Here is a 16,402-nt window from a genome sequence, read left to right on the forward strand (position 1 = left end):
GTGTGAAAGCGTTGGCTAGGGCACCAACACCAGCGAATGTGCGCCGCGCGTGACCGGCACCGAGTAGCGGGTCTGCACTAGCATCGGCTGTGGATCGAGCGGGTCAGCGGCAATCCGCTGGCAAAATGCCGTCGTAGGGATAGTCCCCAACGTGGCGGAGCTGGCCGGTTTCTGAATCAAGGGTGAGCAGACTGAGGGACGAAAACCAGGTAATGCGCTCGTCGTCGTAGGGCAGGTAGCTGCGCTCCAGATTAGTCGTAACGATGTAGCGTCCGTCGGGGCTGATGGCAATTCCTTCGGGACTGACGCCGGTGATAGCCCATGACACCAGGGCGTGGCGCGGCGACCCGTCAGCCTGGGTGCCTGCCTCCAGCCGAATGCTGACGATGCTGCCTCGCGGAGCTTCCGTCCAGCGACCTTCGACATCCGCGCCCCAATATAGGGCGTTGGCGATCGCATACCGACCATCCGGCGTAAATCGCACCATGTACGGCGCTTTCGCTGCCTGCACCACATTGCCCCAAGCCCGCAGTTCCTGACCGACGACCTCAACAAACGAAATCTCGCCAGCGGTCTCGTTGGCCAGCGCCAGCACATTCTGACTCGGGTGCCATTCGGCGTGAATCAGCCGTTCGCCGAGCGGAAACCCCGGAATGGTGGGATAAATCGGTTCGCCAATCTGCCCATTATTGAAGGGAATCAGGGCGATGGGGGTTTCGCTGCCTGCCCCCGCCGGATGAAACGTCACGGCCAGCAGTGAACCGTCGGCGTTGATGCTGACTGAGTCGGGCCGCTCAGCGATCGCCAAGTCCTGTACCAGCGTTGGCTGCGTTGGATCGGCTAAGTCAAAGACTTGGAGGCGATTGCCAAAGCTCAGATCGGCAAAAGTTTGAGTTTCCGCCGGCCCGTCAGGGCGAGGCGTAAACGTTTCCGTCACAAACGCATACCGGCCATCGGGCGTCACGGTAACCACAACCGGGGGACTTGCCACCGAGTTACTCGCTTCCACCTCGTACGCTTGCAAATCGCGTACGTGACCGTTGAGGGGAATCACACTCAGCGCATCGCGACCTTCCCGAGGTCCCAGCAGTCCGTTCACATAGGCCGATGACAGCATATCGGCATCAGAAACGGATACCAGATAGCGCCCCTGAAAGTTCATCGGCGCGGCGCGGTCTTGAGCCAGGATGGGGGTGGCGATCGACAGGGCAAACAGGCCGACCAAGAGCGATCGAGCGATAGCGTTGAGCTTCATATCAGGTGTGTAGAAAAACTAAAATCACCATAAGAACTGGCGGTATAATTTGTCCAATAGATGTTTGGCTAGCTTTTAATAGCATTGGACTATTAATACTTTGGACATGACTTCTCAGATTGAGCTGCGACATCTGCGCTACTTTGTCGCAGTCGCACAGGCGCTGCATTTTGGCCGAGCAGCGGAGCAGTTAAGCATTACCCAACCGGTTTTGAGCGACCAGATTCGGCGGTTAGAGACGCTGCTGGGCGTGCAGTTGCTCTATCGCACCAAGCGCGTGGTGGCCCTGACCGAACCGGGGCGAATTTTTCTGGCTGATGTGCTGAAACTGCTAGAACACACTGAGGGGGCGATCGCCACCGTTCAGCGGGCAGCTCAGGGCCAATTAGGCACGTTAAAAATTGGCTACACTGGGCCAGCACTCTATACCGTGCTGCCAGAGATTTTGCGCTTGTTTCGCGATCGCTACCCCGCAGTCGAACTCTCCCTGCATGAACACTGCACCCCCGACCAAGAGGCGGCTCTACTCGCCGATGAGCTGCACGTTGGCTTTTTGCATCCCCCCATAGAGGCCCCTCTACAACAGCGCGAAGTGCTGTGTGAATCGATGATGATGGCCCTGCCCGAACATCATCCCTTAGCCCGCCAAACGGATCTGTCCATCAAAGATTTTGCTCAAGAATCGTTCATACTCTTTCCGCAGACGGTGGGGCCACATCTTCACAGCCAAATCATGATGCTGTGTACCCAGGCAGGGTTTAGTCCCCAGGTGGTGCAAGAGGTCACCCCACAACCCACGATGATTGGCTTGGTTGCCGCTGGTCTAGGTGTCGCCTTCGTTGCCGAATCGCTGCAAAGCATCAGCCGTTCTGGCGTTGTCTATCGATCGCTCCGAGAAACCATGCCCCAGCTCAAGCTAGCCATTACCTGGAAAGCACCCTCACAGCCCAGAACTGTCGTTCCTCCCGCCGTCCACAACTTTTTGACGGTTATTGATGAGTGGATGCAGTTACCGACTCCCGTTTGAACTGACTCGATTTTCTCGGTGGAGCATCACTCGTTCGTCTTGAAGCATCGGATGCGATCATGCTCGACAACCGCGATCGCCCCACCCGGAAACGGGTCGGTCTAGCTGCGGTTGGGGGCGGCAAGGAGCGCCAGCACTTTTTCGACATGGTGAAACTGGGGACTGATGGCGAGCTGATCAATCAGCCATTGACGAATCACCCACCGCTGGAGCGCTAACGGATGCCAGATAGCGACCATCGGGAGAGTGAGCCATCGCCCAGACTCGCCCTGTGTGACCCTCAAGCGCATAGAGCGGATCATCATTCACCAAAATACTTTGGGATGATGGTGCATCAGACTGAGCATTCACAAGCCCCGAAATGCCCGATTGATTAGCAGAGTCTGAAGGGGTACTAGGCGTATTGTTGGAGTTACAGGCAATTCCAGGACTGATCGCCAGTAATGAGGCCATCAGCAATCCGTTCGGCCAATTAACTTTAGTCAGGATGTGGTGGATAAGCATTATTCAACAGAATTTTTAGTGATTTAGAAATGAGAGTGTCTCTTGAATAAATTGATTTCTTCCCCGTTCTGGACGATCGTTGAACAGGTAATGCGTTGCCTCTGGAATCGTAATGGTTTCTACCACCGGAGCATTCACAAGTTCAGATGCAAGTGTTGAGGCATCCTCCGGGCGCGACCAAAAATCTAATTCTCCTCGAATAAATAGTGTCGGGGTATATATATCGCGTGCTTCCCAATACCGATATCCCTGAGCAAGATTAAAGCTTTCTTCTCGATAAGCAGTTGGGATGCGGGCACTGAAAGGCGTGCGTGTTTGGCTAGTTGGATCTAGCTGAACCGCTGTGCGAGCGTACGCATCTGCAACGGCTGGCTCGCGCCACAGTGACTTGTCGTCTACCGGAATCGAATTATCCCACCCTCGCAAAAACCCGTCGTAATCAACCAGTCGATACGCGCCACCGCTATTGTCAAAGGTGCCTGGTTCCTCAGGATTCTCAAATCGCTCAGTCAACGGCCACGGTGCATCAACTCCATAAAGGCTGTTTAGCATAATCAGATGGCTGACGCTGTCGTTGCGCCGAGTGGTATACATGCCTGCCCAATGTCCACCCGTTGCCCAGCCAATCAGGGCAACTTGGGGTTGCTCAGTGCGATCGCGTATCCAATCAATAACCGCACTAACATCTCGAACGGCCTCCTCAGAGGTCACTGCCGGAGGATTATGGTCAGCAGGTTCAGCCAGCACGCTGGGCCGAGTCGAACGTTCCCAGCCACGGACATTCATGATGTAGACTTGGTGCCCAGCTTGAGCAAAATCAGCAGCTAGAGAGTAGCCCGGAACATCGAGGTCAAAGGATGCAATTCCTCCAGGGCCGCCGCCATGAATCATCAGAATGGGCACGCCTATCGGCGGTGAGCTTGCCGTGACTTCTCGAACGAATAGCTCGATTCCTGGGTCGCTTTCTACGAATACGTCTTCGCGAGAGAGCGCTGAGCTTGATAGGTTCTTTTGCCTACTAACTTGGAACGGGCTACGAGAGGCAATCGCAACATTACTTGCAACAGGTATTGTCAGCCCCACTACCGCCAAAAGAAGCAGCGCCGTTTCATAAAGCCGCCAATTTTTCTTGATGTCGATCATTTTCAATCACAAATAGCTACTCACCTGTGACTGTAGAATGGGTCTTTAATGGATGTCCAACACCTCTTAAGTCCTCAATTAACACCTGAAAGGTTCATATGGAGTTGCGTCATTTGCGCTATTTCGTAGCGGTAGCCGAAGAATTACACTTTGGCCGTGCTGCTGCACGTCTCCACATGGCCCAGCAGCCATTGAGTCGGCAAATTCGTCAACTTGAATTGGAATTAGATGTATCGCTCTTTCAGCGGACGAAGCGGACGATTTGCTTGACCGAGGCAGGTGAAGCATTCTGGGAAGAAGCACAGAAAACGTTAAGGCAGGCGGAACGCGCTATTGCTGTGGCACAGCGGGTAAGTCGTGGTGAAGCAGGTTCCCTGCAAATTGGGTTCACAGGACCTATTCTCAATAGTGTTTTGCCCACTATCGTGCGACAGTTCAAGGCTCGTTATCCAGACATTCATTTAGAGTTAAATCGTCTATCCACTATGGAGCAGATTGATGCCCTCTTGAACCAGAACATTCAGGTCGGACTGCTGCATCCGCCTATAGATGCTCCTTCACTAACCCAGGAGGTGATTTATCAAGAACCTTTGATTGCGGCAATTCCAGAGGGCCATCCTTTATGCCGCTACGGTTCAGACTCAATTTCGGTCAAGGCCCTGGCGAATGAGCCTTTTATCTTGTTTCCCAGAAAAGTTGGCCCCACTTTGTACGACGCGATTATTAGCTTTTGCCAACAATCTGGCTTTAGCCCAACCGTTGTTCAAGAGGCGTTTCCGCAGCAAACTATTCTTGGACTAGTGGCATCAGGGCTGGGGATATCGCTCATTCATGCCTCTGTCGAACGTATTCAGCAACGAGGCGTTGTTACCCGCTCCCTCAAAGAAATCACGCCTCAATTAGAATCAGCCATTGTTTGGTCTCCTGACACGCTCCACCCTGCCCTGTTCAAGCTTCTTGAAGTAACCAGAGAAACAGTCCTTTAAACAGGTCAGACCACATAAACAACCGGAAGACAAACGATATAGCGGTATGCAGGTTGGTCAAGTACAGTAGCAGCCGTGAGTAAACCAGTTGCGGACATCCTTCAAGGTGATGAGGTCAAGTCCCTGAGTAATCGCCTCATGTAGAGCCTCCTGACTGCGTGCTTCAACGGCTCTCAAATGCGCCTTTAACTTCGACCAGAGGTTTTCAATCGGATTGAAATCGGGGGAATAGGGCGATAGGTAAACCACGCGTGCGCCCACCGATTCAATCGCTTGTCGGACGCCATCGACCTTATGGGCCGGGAGGTTATCCATTACGAGCACGGCATGAGGCCATAAAACTGGACACAAAATCGTTTCAATAAACCAGAGGAAAACATTGCCGTTCAGGCCGCCAGTGAAGCTGATGCCTTCTAAAAATCCTGCTTTCAGGCTCATCGCCCCGACTATTGAGAGATTCTTGCCGCGCCCTTTCGGGTGCTGGGCATAAGCCCGGTGGCCTCGTGGCGCTCGCCCATACCGCGAAACCATTGCTAGGTTGACGCCGGTCTCGTCGAGAAAGACTAAGTCCTCCGCCTTCACCTCGCGGATGCTTTGCCAGTAGTCGTGACGTTGCTGCTGTTTCGCCTCGCTGTAGACCTCACTCGCTTTGAGACTTTTTTTTTCGCGTGATGTTCAGTTTGCCCAAGGTGCGGCTGATGGTGCTGTCGCTGACTTGAACGCCCGTGCGCTCCGCTAACCGCTGGGCGAGTTGAGGGAGCGTCGCATCGTTGTCCGCCTCCACTAAGTCCCGTAACACCTCGTGATGCTCGTCTTGAAGAGTCGCTTGAGGTCCACCAGCATAGGGCTTTGGCTCAATACTACCCGTTGCCCGATACTGTCTAAGCAGGAGCCGAACGCTATCGGGACTGACTTGAAAGCGTTCGGCTAAGCCTCGGATTGAGCCTTCCCCTTGCTCGTAAAGGGTGACGATCCGTTGCCGTAAGTCGGAAGAGTGGGGGCGCATAATTGAGACTGGATTTCAGAAGTTAGTGGTACAAATGAGCGTACTGCATTAGATTGCATACCGCTATATATTTCAGTCATGTGGAATGACGCTGCATAACAATCCCGATGCACACCGACTGCCAGAAGTGAGCTATGAGCGTTCAGACATATCTGCGGCGGGTAATTGAGGCCGTTAGCCAGCATTGCAGAGGTATCATACTCATCCTCTATTAACCGTAAGTAAACGGTAGTGCCCGTGCGGTTAAAAAGCTTTGCTCAGTCATCTGATTCCACTGCATCAGGACTTGACGCGCTGATAGAAAAGAATCGATAGTTCGCTTCATTAGCCCATCACCGCTGGATCGCATCTCAGCAATCACTTCACCAGATGCATTTCCTAGTCCTTGCAGCACATCCGATGGTAACTGTCGCACCTGCACACTGTGTTCATTGATTAATGTCTGAAGCGCCCTGGCATTTCCGGCATTGGCTTCCGCAAAACCTTGCTCGTATTCTGCTTGAGCGGCGATCGCGATAATTTGCTGAAGATCAGTGGGTAAGGCTTCGTACTGCGCTCGATTCACTAACAGCTCAACCAGACCAGAGGGCTGGTTATAAGACGGAAAATAGTAGTAGGGTGCAAGCGTTTGTAAACCATAGTATAGGTCACTAGCGGGCCAACTAGCTCAAAGCGGCTCTTGTCAGCTTTTGGTGATCCAAATGTCCCTCAGAGAGATACATAGGAACTATCTCCAAAAAACTTTGTCCTATGGAACTTCTAGAGTGTTTTCTGCCCGATGCTTCAGCGTTGAATTTGAAGAACTGGGATATGGATGCTGAGAGTCATCAGATGGTCGTCACGGTTTCCTCCACCCAAGTGATGGCCTGTTGCCCCCTTTGCCAGTCACTGACAGGACGGGTTCATAGTCGCTACGAATGGACGCTCCAAGACCTGTCTCTAGCTCAGTTTGGACTGATCATTGTGCTCGAAGTGTGTAAGTTCTTTTGCCTGAATGATGCCTGTCGTCGTCGTATCTTCACGGAGCGCTTGCCGACTATCGTTGCGCCTTGGGCGCGGCGGACGCTTCGCTACGCTGAGCAGTTCGCAGCGATCGCACTCAGCTTAGGCGGTTCTGCCGCTGTTCGTCTGGGTCAACACCTGAACGCTGAGGCGAGTCGCAATACCTTTCTGCGTTTTGTCACCCAATTGTCGCTGCCTGACAAGAGCACCCCACGGATTGTGGGCGTGGATGATTTTGCCCTCCGACGCGGGCATCAATATGGGACGATTGTGGTCGATCTCGAAACCCATCAACCAATTGCGCTTTTACCCGACCGGACGGCTGAGACTTTAGCGGCGTGGCTGAAGGCACATCCAGGCATTGAAATCTTGTCTCGCGACCGCTCGAAAACCTACAAGTGCGGGATGAGTGAAGGCGCACCAGAGGCTATCCAGGTCGCGGATCGCTTTCACTTACTGCAGAACCTTGAAGAGACTCTGGAGAAAGCCTTCAAAGGCCATACGTCAGTCTTTAAGCGAGTTGAACAGGCTACATTAGCGCCTCAAGACAGCACCTCCGCTCAGCCTCCTACGCCGGTCCTGTTGGTGCCTAAACAAGAAGCTGAAAGTAAACGGGCTCAGCGTTTAGAGCGCTATGAGCAAGTCCATGCATTACGACAGCAAGACTATCAAATCAAAGACATTGCTCATCATCTTGGCATAGGCAAACGCACCGTCTACACCTATCTGTCCTACGAGACGTTTCCCGAATGGCAACCCACGATTCGACGACGCGGCAGTGGCCTTGCTCCTTACAAAAGCTATCTCCTGGAACAATGGCAGCAGGGCTACCAACAAACCCAACAACTGTTCATTGACCTCCAACAGCAAGGCTATCCGGGCAGCTATGCTACCGTGGCCCGTTACACCAGGCAACTACGTCAGTCACAGCCTCAAACTCAGCCCTCACCTGAGACCCTCAACGATTTGCCTGGGCGCGGGCCTGCGCCTCAAAATCCAACTGCTTCGTCAACTGCCTTAAGTGCCCGCCGGGCAGCTTGGTTGGTCTTGCAGCGGGCTGAAACCCTCACCCTTGAGCAGGAGCAAACGCTGGAGCAGCTCTGTCAACAACCTGAGCTGACTGACGCGATTACCTTCGCCCAAGGCTTTATCGAACTGGTACGCCAGCGGCTACCAGAGGATTTGGACGGTTGGTTGGCGAAGGCCGCCAAGAGCTCTATCAAAGTATTTCAGACGTTTGCGAAGGGCCTCAAGGAAGACTACGATGCCGTCAAAGCCGCTTTGACTTTAGACGTCAGCAATGGCCCCGTCGAAGGACTGAACAATCGACTCAAAATGCTGAAACGACAGATGTTTGGCCGCGCTGGACTCGACTTGTTGGCCAAACGGTTCATCTTGACCAGTTGAGGATCACCAAAAGTTGCCAAGACCCCGAAGTTACGAGAATACGCAACATGGATTGAGACATGTTTTCAAGCTGTCTCAAAAAGTACACTTTCTGAAACCCCACTTTAGATAAAACGAGCATTAATAGAGAATCATATGCTTGAGCTGACGGATGACTTTTAGATAGCTGAAAGTATTTCTGTGAGAGAAATACAGCAATTATAAAGCTAGATTATTCGAAATAGGACTTTATTGTCTCAAAGTGGACTATATCTTTTCGGGGGATATGCAGAAAACCCCTTATACCAAATCTCTAAACCGGACTGCGGATGCCTCACAATCACTATCTACCCTCATATTCCCCCAACGTATCGGTGTATAACGCTGTTTTGCAAAATTGGCATTGACCGATAAATATCACGATGATCTCTGAAAGCCTTATATGGCAGGCTCTCTGACTTTAAAGCAAGGTTATAAAGTCAGCAGTCTTAGAAGCATCTTCAAGCTCAGCTACGTAATTTCTCAGCATATCTAGGAAGATCCTCACGGCAGGGATGTTGCTGCGTTTTGGCGGGAGGGCCGCATAAATCTCAAGATTTGGTCCGTTGAAGTCTGGTAGAGCCCTGACTAGCACACCTGCTCGTACCAGGGAGTCAGCATAAATCTGGGGTAAAAAAGCAACACCTGGCCCAGTACTGAGAATGCCGAGGGCAACTGTTGGATCACCGACAGCGATGAGAGGTTCGCTTTTCATGAGCATTTCTTGACCTTGGTCGTTCTTCAACAGCCAATCTTGGGGTACACCCATTACGTCGATAGTGATGCGGCCTAGCTGTTCAACGGCAAAGGCATCATTCAGATCCACTTCTAAGGCTCGCGTTCGAAACGCGTAGAGCGCAAGGGGAGATTTAGCAATACGGCTAGATACTAGATAAGGCTCTGTAGGTCGACCAACCCGAAGCACCACATCGAGCTTTTCTGCGATTGGGTCAGGCCCTTGACTGGTAACCCTTAGCGTCGTTTTCACTTCAGGGTAAGTTTCCGCGAGCCGCGCAATCACTGGGGCAACTAACTTTTGACCTGTCAGCGCGCTGGCGGCAATTTTCAGAGGACCTTGCGGTTTTGCTTTAGTAATGCGCAATACCTCATCAGCCTCCAGCATCAATGCGATCGCAGCTTCGGCTGTAGGTAATAGACTTTCGCCCAACGGGGTCAGGCGCAGCCCTCGATTGACACGGTCGAAGAGCGGTGCACCAGCAACCGATTCCATGCGGGAGAGCGAGCGAGACAAAGTTGCTTTAGCCTGTCCAAACTTACGGGCAGCTGGACTTAAGCCACCCGCATTTGCAATCAAGCCAAACGCTCTGAGATCGTTCAGGTCAAATTCATCCATAGCATTCGTTTCACAAATGAAACGTTTCGTTCCATTTTGGCCGGTTTTCAATACTGATATTCAATACTATCGTGAAGTTATGCGCCGAACCGGCATCACAATGGAGGAATTTATGACACAGAATATTCAAATCTTTACGAAATCCAGTTGTTCCTTTTGCGCACGGGCCAAAGCCCTTCTTTCACACATGGGGCTCGACTATAAAGAAATTAATGTCGAAGCCAGCGATCACAATGAAAATCTGTCTGTCAGCCTCAGTGGAGTTGCCACTGTACCCCAGATTTTTATTGGTAGCTATCACATCAATGGCGTTGAGGACTTAGAGCGTCTGCAGGCCAGTGGTCGCCTTTTGCCAATCGTGGAAGCTGCTAGGGGGTCGTCGCTAGCCGTTGCCGATATTCCCGCTGTCACCGCACAGGTAGACGCCGAAGACTGGGCGCTGAGCCAGGTGATTCCGGCGACCGACGGCTCGCGGAGCACCGACCCAGAAACTTGGGCACTGTTGCGGTTTTACAAAGACTTTTTCGGCTTTTGGCCCAACACATTTGCCTATCTCTATCACTGGCCTGACGCCTACAAGCTGTTTGTCTACTGCCACAATTTCTCTGCCGTCGGCTACGGGAAAAAGGTTCTAGGACCGCTGAACATGTTTACCGTCGGCTATTCCACCTCTAACGTCCACGGCTGTAATTACTGCCAGGTGCACAGTGCCGCCACGGGGGGTGAGCAGTCGCTCCAAGCTGTTCGACAGTTCAAAGCGGCCCTGGCCGGTGAGCGATCAGCCGAGAATCCATACGGGGATTTAGAGCTAGCGATCGCCAATCTGGCTGCCGAAGCCACCCGCAATGCTGTTACCGAAGAGACTCTTAATCAAATTCAACAGCTTTCAGCCGATGCTCAACAGGCCCAAGCTTACATCACGGGCGTAGAAATGATGGTCGCTGCCTTCGGTTTCCTCAACGTCTTCAACGACCTAACCGGGCTAGAGCTAGAAGGCAAATGGGCCCAGCAGGCCAGCGAGCAAACTGGAATTGACGCCGGGCGGCACCAGAGTACCCAAGACGAGAATCCTGCGAATTTGGACTATGACCTGCCCCAAGGCGGCCCTTCCATTGAAGACATGCTGGCAAAATACAGCGGCACTATTGAAGATTTAGCCGCTTACGGCACCGGCAATTTGGGACTCTTCCCTAACTGGATCAAGCGCTGGCCTCAACCCTTACAGAAGCACCATGCCTATCTGTACGGTGAACTAATGGGAGAGAAGTCGCATACGCTCCTTTCGGCTGAGCTGAGGCATCTGATGGCAAGGGTGAGCGCGATCGCCAAAGACCATACCTACCTAGCGGCGGTAGAAGGTTTTATGGCATACCGTTCGACCCAAGATAGTCGCCGAGCGATCGCCCGCATTCGTGACTGTTTTGAAGTTGCCACCGGACGCATGGCCGGGTCTGAATTATTCAGCGGTCGGGAACAAGCAGCCCTTCAGTTCGCGTGGATTTCAGCGCAGATGCCACTCACCACACCGCGCAAGTATGTTCAAGCTGCTGTCGAGCAGTTTTCCGAAAAAGAACTGATTCACCTGATTGTGGCCTGCTCGGTTGCGTCAATGGTGCAGCGATTTGTTGCTATTGCCCGTCCTGAAATCGAAGCCGAGGTTGCTCAGTTCTTGAAGCAGAACAACCTTGAGACCGACACGCTCAAGCTGCGCTATCCCCTACCTGTAGACATTGCACAGCTAGTTGCCTAATATGCGGCTGAGCGATTCGAGCGCAAAAGCTGTACGCCCTCGAATCGACCCATAACCCTTCCTTGAAAAGTACAGAATATTCAGTAGGAGATTCCTGTAATGACACTACTGCCTACCTTAATCATTTTGTTTTTCTCGTTTGCTACCGGTTTTTTTGTGGTGCTTTCGTATCTAGAAAAGCCCGTCTGGTCTTTGATGTTGAATACTCAGAGTCCGAAAGCCAGTGACTCAGATGCCAGGCTGATTCACAGTGAGCTAAAACGCATTATCGAACTGGCTCCACCCACCATGATGACTGTAGTAGGCAGCGGTACGCTTTGCATTGTGCTCCAAGCCTGGTACCGCAACTTTGACAGCGCTTCACTGACCATACTTAGCTTTTTTGTTGTTTGTATGGGATACGTGATCTCCCAGTTATTTAGCCGTATCGAAGCCGTCAAGAACACACCCTCTGACGCTGACATTAGCGATGTCCGGCGCGGACTCGGCAGGCTTGCTGCCATTCATCACATGGGTCTTTTCACGGTCGCAGGACTGACGCTGCTTCAGTTGTTACTGGTGGTGGGATAGTCGAAGAACGTTGTCAATTCGACTTTACTAATTTGGTCAAGATTGAGTGGTTGAATTCGATTTCGCGACATCTGGCCTATGTAGCAACCTTATGAAGTCAGATGTGTAGGTAAATCCATGAATTGACCGAGCGAGGAACTATAAGTTGGCCAAAGACCACTGTAAATCATGACGTTCAGCTTTACGCAAAACAGGAATGCTAAAGCATTCCATGGCCAGGGTTTCAGTTGTGAACCACCGGCTGGCTAAAACTTACGGTTGTAGTGCCCATGTTTTGCTGAGAACCTTGACTATTCATGTTTCAGCGTCTTTATTTAAAGCGGGAATGGTTGGGCCCCGCGTCGCAGCCAATCTGACCTGAACAATGAATTCAAGTGTCGTGGAATAGCGGACTGAGCACAGCGAGGGAACCTATGCCGCGAAAGTGCTTGACGGTCAGCCCCTGGCTACCATTTTGCATCCACCAGGGGGGTGTTCCAGGCATTCCCAATTGCCAACTTTGGCCATTCATCCGCAGTATCTCCACCCTCCAAGGGGTATGGCAACGAACCGATACTGTTGGCGAATTGCCGAGAGAAAAATCAGCCAGCAATCGCTTGAAAAAAACTGAAGCAGCTCTGTCAATGCTGGCTTTTGAAAGAGGATAGAGGAAAAACGATCAGGGAAATTTTCCGATGACCCTTCACCCTCAACCGATTACTCCCATTCCTGAAGTCACCGCTCAAGTGGCTCATGCGGCTTTTCCGAAAGGCAATCTCTACTTACGGCTACGCGATACCCTGGGTGTCTTTTTTACCGACGAGGACTTTGCAACGCTCTATCCTCGCTGCGGGCACTTAGCTCAATCCCCCTGGCGGCTGGCTTTGGTTACCGTGATGCAATATGTGGAATCGCTATCGGATCGCCAAGCCGCAGAGCAAGTGCGTGCCCGCATCGATTGGAAGTATGCGCTATCGCTGGAGCTGACCGACTCTGGTTTTGACCATTCGGTGCTGATTGAGTTTCGCGTTGGCGAAGCCTCTCTTCGAGAATCGCTTGCTGAAAGGCCATGCTGAAGAGCAATTACTGAATTTGATGTTGGTCCGTTTGCAACAAGCTGGATTGCTGAAAGCGGGCGGCCAGCAATCCAGCGACTCAACACATGTGCTGGCTGTGGTGCGAGCGATGACGCGGCTGGAGTTTTTGGCGAAACCCTGCGCTATGCCCTCAATACGCTGGCTGAGTTGTCACCAACCTGGTTGCGATCGATCGCGCTAGACGAATGGTATGACCGCTATAGCAAACGACTGGAAGACACCCGTCTACCGAAAAAGCCGTAGGACCGCGACGCGCTAGCTGCTCAAATTGGCTTTGATGGCTTCTATCTGCTACACCAACTGGAGACCTCGAAGGTGCCAGTTGAGTGGCGTCAACTCCCGGCCCTTGAAGCCTGACGCCAAATCGGGTTACAGCAATACTATGCGCCCTCTGGAACGATTCAGCTCCGAACGACTCAAGATTCGCCGCCTGGGGCCTTGCGACTCCGCTCCCCTTATGACCTCGAAGCCCGTCGCAGTCGGAAACGTGATAACAGTTGGACGGGCTACAAAGTGCATTTCAGCGAGACCTGTGACGAAGGGATGCCCCGCTTGATTACCCCTGTCGAGACCACCGCATCGACCACGCAAGATCAATCGGCGATACCGGTTATCCACGCCACCCTGGACGCGAAAGGACTGCGCCCCGAACGCCATGTTGTTGATCAAGGCTACACGTCTGCTCAACTTTTGTTGAGTAGCCAAAAAGAGCATGGCATTGACCTTTATGGTCCGGTGGCAACCAGATCAGGCTGGCAAGCTTATACAGAAGGTGCCTTTGACCTAAGCCAATTTCAGATTGACTGGTCGCAGCAAATCGTGAAGTGTCCCCAGGGGAAATCGAGTCGCTCCTGGAAAGCGGGACGTGACAGCTATGACAATCCGGTTATCCCTGTCCAATTCAGCGGGCGTGACTGTACTCCTTGCCAAGCACGTTCCCGTTGTACGAAGTCGAAACGAGCGCCCCGCGAACTCACGCTGAAGCCCTTTGAAGCCTACCAAGCTCTGCAGCAAGCGAGAGACCGGCAAGCCACTACGACTTTTCAGCAGGACTTTTCCATTCGAGCGGGCGTTGAAGGCACGATTTCGCAAGCGGTGCGAGGATTTGATGTGCGTCAGTGTCGGTATATCGGCTTGGCTAAAACCCACCTCCAGCACATCATCACGGCTGCCGCGATGAATGTGGTGCGCGTCATCAACTGGCTGGAAGGGGTGCCGCTGGCTAAAACCCGTCAGTCACATTTCGCAAAGCTGGCACCCATTAAAAGCGGATAGAGAAAATGCTTCACTCTGATTTTTCTCTCAGCGATTCGCCAACAGTATCGGATCGTTGCCACACTGAAACTGACCAAGGATACGGGCGAAGAGAGAAGCGCGTTGTGAGCATTTGTCAGCAACTTGAGCACATCAAGCCCTGGCCGGGACTCAAAACCTTGATTCGAGTTGAGAGTGAGCGTCAATTCAAGGTTGGTGGGCATGAGCGGTATTCAACAGAAACTCGTTATTATGTCGCTTCTTTCGGTGAACCGGCTGTGGATATCGCCAAGCGGATTCGAGGATACTGGGGCGTCGAGAACAAAGTTCACTACGTGCGCGATGTGACGCAAGGGGAAGATGCCTCAAGGATTCGGATGAGCCCGTTGCCGCAAATCTTCGCGGTTGCTCGTAATTTTTCGCTCAATATCTATCGTGACCATGATTTCACCAACATGGCCCAAGCACAGAGAGCTTGTCAGTTCGGACTAGACACCCTCAAGCATCTCTTTAGAATGAAATAGCCCTGCCCTCCACGACTCCCAACTCAAACACGCCTCCATCAATCCTCATGCATCTACTCCAGTCACAGCCAGATCCATCCTATCCACAGTTATAGTTGGAGCGGCACAGCGGCAAGAGTTTAGGGATGGCAAATCAAGCGCAGCTAGAACGACTCAAACGGAGTGTTCAAGAGTGGAATCAGTGGAGACAAGACAATCCTGGTGCGGCAATTGACCTCAGTGGAGCTCACCTGGAAAGGGCCGACCTCAGAGACGCTAATCTGAGCAGCGCTGACCTTAGAGAAACTAAGCTCAGAAAATCCACGCTTGCTGGAGCAGATCTCAGCGGAGCCAATCTCTTGAAAGCCGATCTAGGTAACACTGACCTCACCAACGCCGACCTTAGCAGCACCAACCTCAACGGTATTCACTTCAATCACGCCAATCTCGTCGGCGCTAATCTGTGCCGTGCCGACCTCAACGGGGCCCACCTCTTTCACACGACCCTCAGAGCTGCTAACCTCACTCACGCTCACCTCAATTGCGCCGACCTTACCCGTGCTGACCTCAGCAACGCTCACCTCAGCAGCGCTCACCTCAGCAACGCTAATCTATCTAGAAGCATTGTTCTAGACGCTAACTTCAGAGGCATGGTTCTTACCGGAGCTTGCATCACTGACTGGCAAATCAGTAGCTCCACAATCTTCGACAACATTCAGTGTGACTACATCTTTCGCTCTTACAACAGCGACATAGAAACATTCAAAGACCGACTTCCAGTAGACCCTAACAGCACCTTCAAGCCCAGCGAGTTTGAACAGTGGATAAAAGTTAGACAAGGTGCCGTCGATACTATCGACATTACCTTCACCGAAGGGATTGACTGGCAAGCTTTCTTTCAATCCCTTCAGACCGTCCGACAACAACACCCAGACGCGGCTGTGCGAATGCAGTCAGTACAAGAAGTAAACGGTACCTATGTCGCTTCTCTACAGCTCGAAACAGAGATTTTCGGTGAAGCCTTAGATCAACTGAAAGCAGACGTTGAAAGCGAAGTGAAGGCTTCTTATGCGCTTCAGCTTGCTTCTGTAAGGGGTGAAGCGATCGCGTTAGAACGGTCTCTAGACAACGCAATGGAGAAACTCGCAATGACTTCCAAATACACCATCCACGGCAACGTCGGAAACCTCGCTGATACCGACTGGGGTGAGATGAAAGCCACCATCGATCAGAACTATGGGACGCAAGGAAGCGACATCATTCAACTGCTCACTTCGCTTCGTGAGACCGCTCAGTCCTTCCCTGACGAGCATAAAGAAGTGACTCAGCTTCAGTTTGAAGACCTAACGAACGATGTGGCCCGGCAGCAGCCCAGTCCAGCCAGAATTAAAACTCGCATCATTGGCTTACTTGGAGTAGCGATCGCTCTGGGGGGGTGCTGTCGCTACTGCCACCGACTTCGCTAACAACGTCCTGGAACTATCCCAGAAACTCGACGTGCCAGTCTCGAAATACCCCCTGACACTTGTGTTTCGGACGCACCAGCG

At 52.3% G+C, this 16,402-nt stretch carries 14 protein-coding genes and 3 pseudogenes; 8 read left to right on the forward strand and 9 right to left on the reverse strand.

Annotated features, from left to right (window positions below; translation table 11 throughout):
* Nucleotides 1–103 precede the first annotated feature (103 nt).
* The gene (locus tag PN498_RS09670; RefSeq protein ID WP_272062529.1) at nucleotides 104–1,255 is read right to left on the reverse strand and encodes a hypothetical protein; all 1,152 of its coding nucleotides are present in this window, start codon (nucleotides 1,253–1,255) and stop codon (nucleotides 104–106) included.
* 106 nt (nucleotides 1,256–1,361) lie between these two features.
* Here PN498_RS09670 and PN498_RS09675 point away from each other — a divergent pair, with 106 nt between their 5' ends.
* Nucleotides 1,362–2,282: a LysR family transcriptional regulator gene (locus PN498_RS09675; protein ID WP_272062530.1), complete on the forward strand. Its 921-nt coding sequence runs from the start codon at nucleotides 1,362–1,364 to the stop codon at nucleotides 2,280–2,282.
* Nucleotides 2,283–2,383: 101 nt separating this feature from the next.
* Here the strand turns inward: PN498_RS09675 and PN498_RS09680 are convergent, their stop codons facing one another.
* The 3 genes from PN498_RS09680 to PN498_RS09690 form a co-directional block, all read right to left on the reverse strand.
* Nucleotides 2,384–2,521 carry a TilS substrate-binding domain-containing protein gene (locus tag PN498_RS09680; protein ID WP_272062555.1) on the reverse strand — a complete coding sequence of 46 codons (138 nt, stop codon included), beginning with the start codon at nucleotides 2,519–2,521 and terminating at the stop codon, nucleotides 2,384–2,386.
* Nucleotides 2,460–2,735 (reverse strand): hypothetical protein, encoded by a 276-nt coding sequence (locus tag PN498_RS09685; protein ID WP_272062559.1) that lies wholly within the window; start codon nucleotides 2,733–2,735, stop codon nucleotides 2,460–2,462. The genes PN498_RS09680 and PN498_RS09685 overlap by 62 nt, the downstream gene beginning before the upstream one ends.
* Nucleotides 2,736–2,801: 66 nt before the next feature.
* Nucleotides 2,802–3,929, reverse strand: a complete 1,128-nt coding sequence (locus tag PN498_RS09690; RefSeq protein ID WP_272062531.1) for an alpha/beta hydrolase — start codon at nucleotides 3,927–3,929, stop codon at nucleotides 2,802–2,804.
* A 98-nt stretch (nucleotides 3,930–4,027) separates the two neighbouring features.
* Between PN498_RS09690 and PN498_RS09695 the strand changes: the two genes are divergently transcribed.
* A complete protein-coding gene (locus PN498_RS09695) occupies nucleotides 4,028–4,915 on the forward strand; it encodes a LysR substrate-binding domain-containing protein (RefSeq protein ID WP_272062532.1) in 888 nt (295 codons plus the stop codon).
* Nucleotides 4,916–4,972: 57 nt separating this feature from the next.
* Here the strand turns inward: PN498_RS09695 and PN498_RS09700 are convergent.
* From PN498_RS09700 to PN498_RS09710, 3 genes and pseudogenes are all read right to left on the reverse strand, one after another.
* A pseudogene (locus PN498_RS09700) lies at nucleotides 4,973–5,509 on the reverse strand (IS630 family transposase); the annotation flags it as partial.
* A 46-nt stretch (nucleotides 5,510–5,555) separates the two neighbouring features.
* The gene (locus PN498_RS09705) at nucleotides 5,556–5,921 is read right to left on the reverse strand and encodes a helix-turn-helix domain-containing protein (RefSeq protein WP_272062533.1); all 366 of its coding nucleotides are present in this window, start codon (nucleotides 5,919–5,921) and stop codon (nucleotides 5,556–5,558) included.
* 211 nt (nucleotides 5,922–6,132) lie between these two features.
* Nucleotides 6,133–6,546 (reverse strand): annotated as a pseudogene (locus PN498_RS09710) (hypothetical protein); the annotation flags it as partial.
* Between the two features lie 125 nt (nucleotides 6,547–6,671).
* Here PN498_RS09710 and PN498_RS09715 point away from each other — a divergent pair.
* Entirely contained in the window at nucleotides 6,672–8,330 is a 1,659-nt protein-coding gene (locus PN498_RS09715) for an ISL3 family transposase (protein WP_272062534.1), read from the forward strand.
* A gap of 439 nt (nucleotides 8,331–8,769) precedes the next feature.
* Here PN498_RS09715 and PN498_RS09720 read toward each other — a convergent pair whose 3' ends face one another.
* Nucleotides 8,770–9,702: a LysR family transcriptional regulator gene (locus PN498_RS09720; protein ID WP_272062535.1), complete on the reverse strand. Its 933-nt coding sequence runs from the start codon at nucleotides 9,700–9,702 to the stop codon at nucleotides 8,770–8,772.
* A 112-nt stretch (nucleotides 9,703–9,814) separates the two neighbouring features.
* On the opposite strand from PN498_RS09720, the gene PN498_RS09725 reads away from it, so the two are divergent.
* Both PN498_RS09725 and PN498_RS09730 read left to right on the forward strand, forming a co-directional pair.
* Nucleotides 9,815–11,452: a glutaredoxin domain-containing protein gene (locus PN498_RS09725; protein WP_272062558.1), complete on the forward strand. Its 1,638-nt coding sequence runs from the start codon at nucleotides 9,815–9,817 to the stop codon at nucleotides 11,450–11,452.
* Nucleotides 11,453–11,551: 99 nt separating this feature from the next.
* Complete coding sequence (locus PN498_RS09730; RefSeq protein ID WP_272062536.1) at nucleotides 11,552–12,022, forward strand: hypothetical protein; 471 nt, start codon at nucleotides 11,552–11,554, stop codon at nucleotides 12,020–12,022.
* 370 nt (nucleotides 12,023–12,392) lie between these two features.
* Here the strand turns inward: PN498_RS09730 and PN498_RS09735 are convergent, their stop codons facing one another.
* Complete coding sequence (locus PN498_RS09735; protein ID WP_272062537.1) at nucleotides 12,393–12,533, reverse strand: hypothetical protein; 141 nt, start codon at nucleotides 12,531–12,533, stop codon at nucleotides 12,393–12,395.
* Nucleotides 12,534–12,696: 163 nt separating this feature from the next.
* Between PN498_RS09735 and PN498_RS09740 the strand changes: the two are divergent.
* From PN498_RS09740 to PN498_RS09750, 3 genes and pseudogenes are all read left to right on the forward strand, one after another.
* Nucleotides 12,697–14,373: pseudogene (locus tag PN498_RS09740) on the forward strand (IS1182 family transposase).
* A gap of 5 nt (nucleotides 14,374–14,378) precedes the next feature.
* Entirely contained in the window at nucleotides 14,379–14,876 is a 498-nt protein-coding gene (locus tag PN498_RS09745) for an ISAs1 family transposase (RefSeq protein ID WP_272062538.1), read from the forward strand.
* A 125-nt stretch (nucleotides 14,877–15,001) separates the two neighbouring features.
* On the forward strand, nucleotides 15,002–16,321 hold the full coding sequence (locus PN498_RS09750) for a pentapeptide repeat-containing protein (protein ID WP_272062539.1): 1,320 nt from the start codon (nucleotides 15,002–15,004) through the stop codon (nucleotides 16,319–16,321).
* The last annotated feature ends 81 nt before the right edge of the window (nucleotides 16,322–16,402 follow it).

The organism is Oscillatoria sp. CS-180, assembly GCF_028330965.1.
GTDB lineage: Bacteria > Cyanobacteriota > Cyanobacteriia > Phormidesmidales > Phormidesmidaceae > Halomicronema.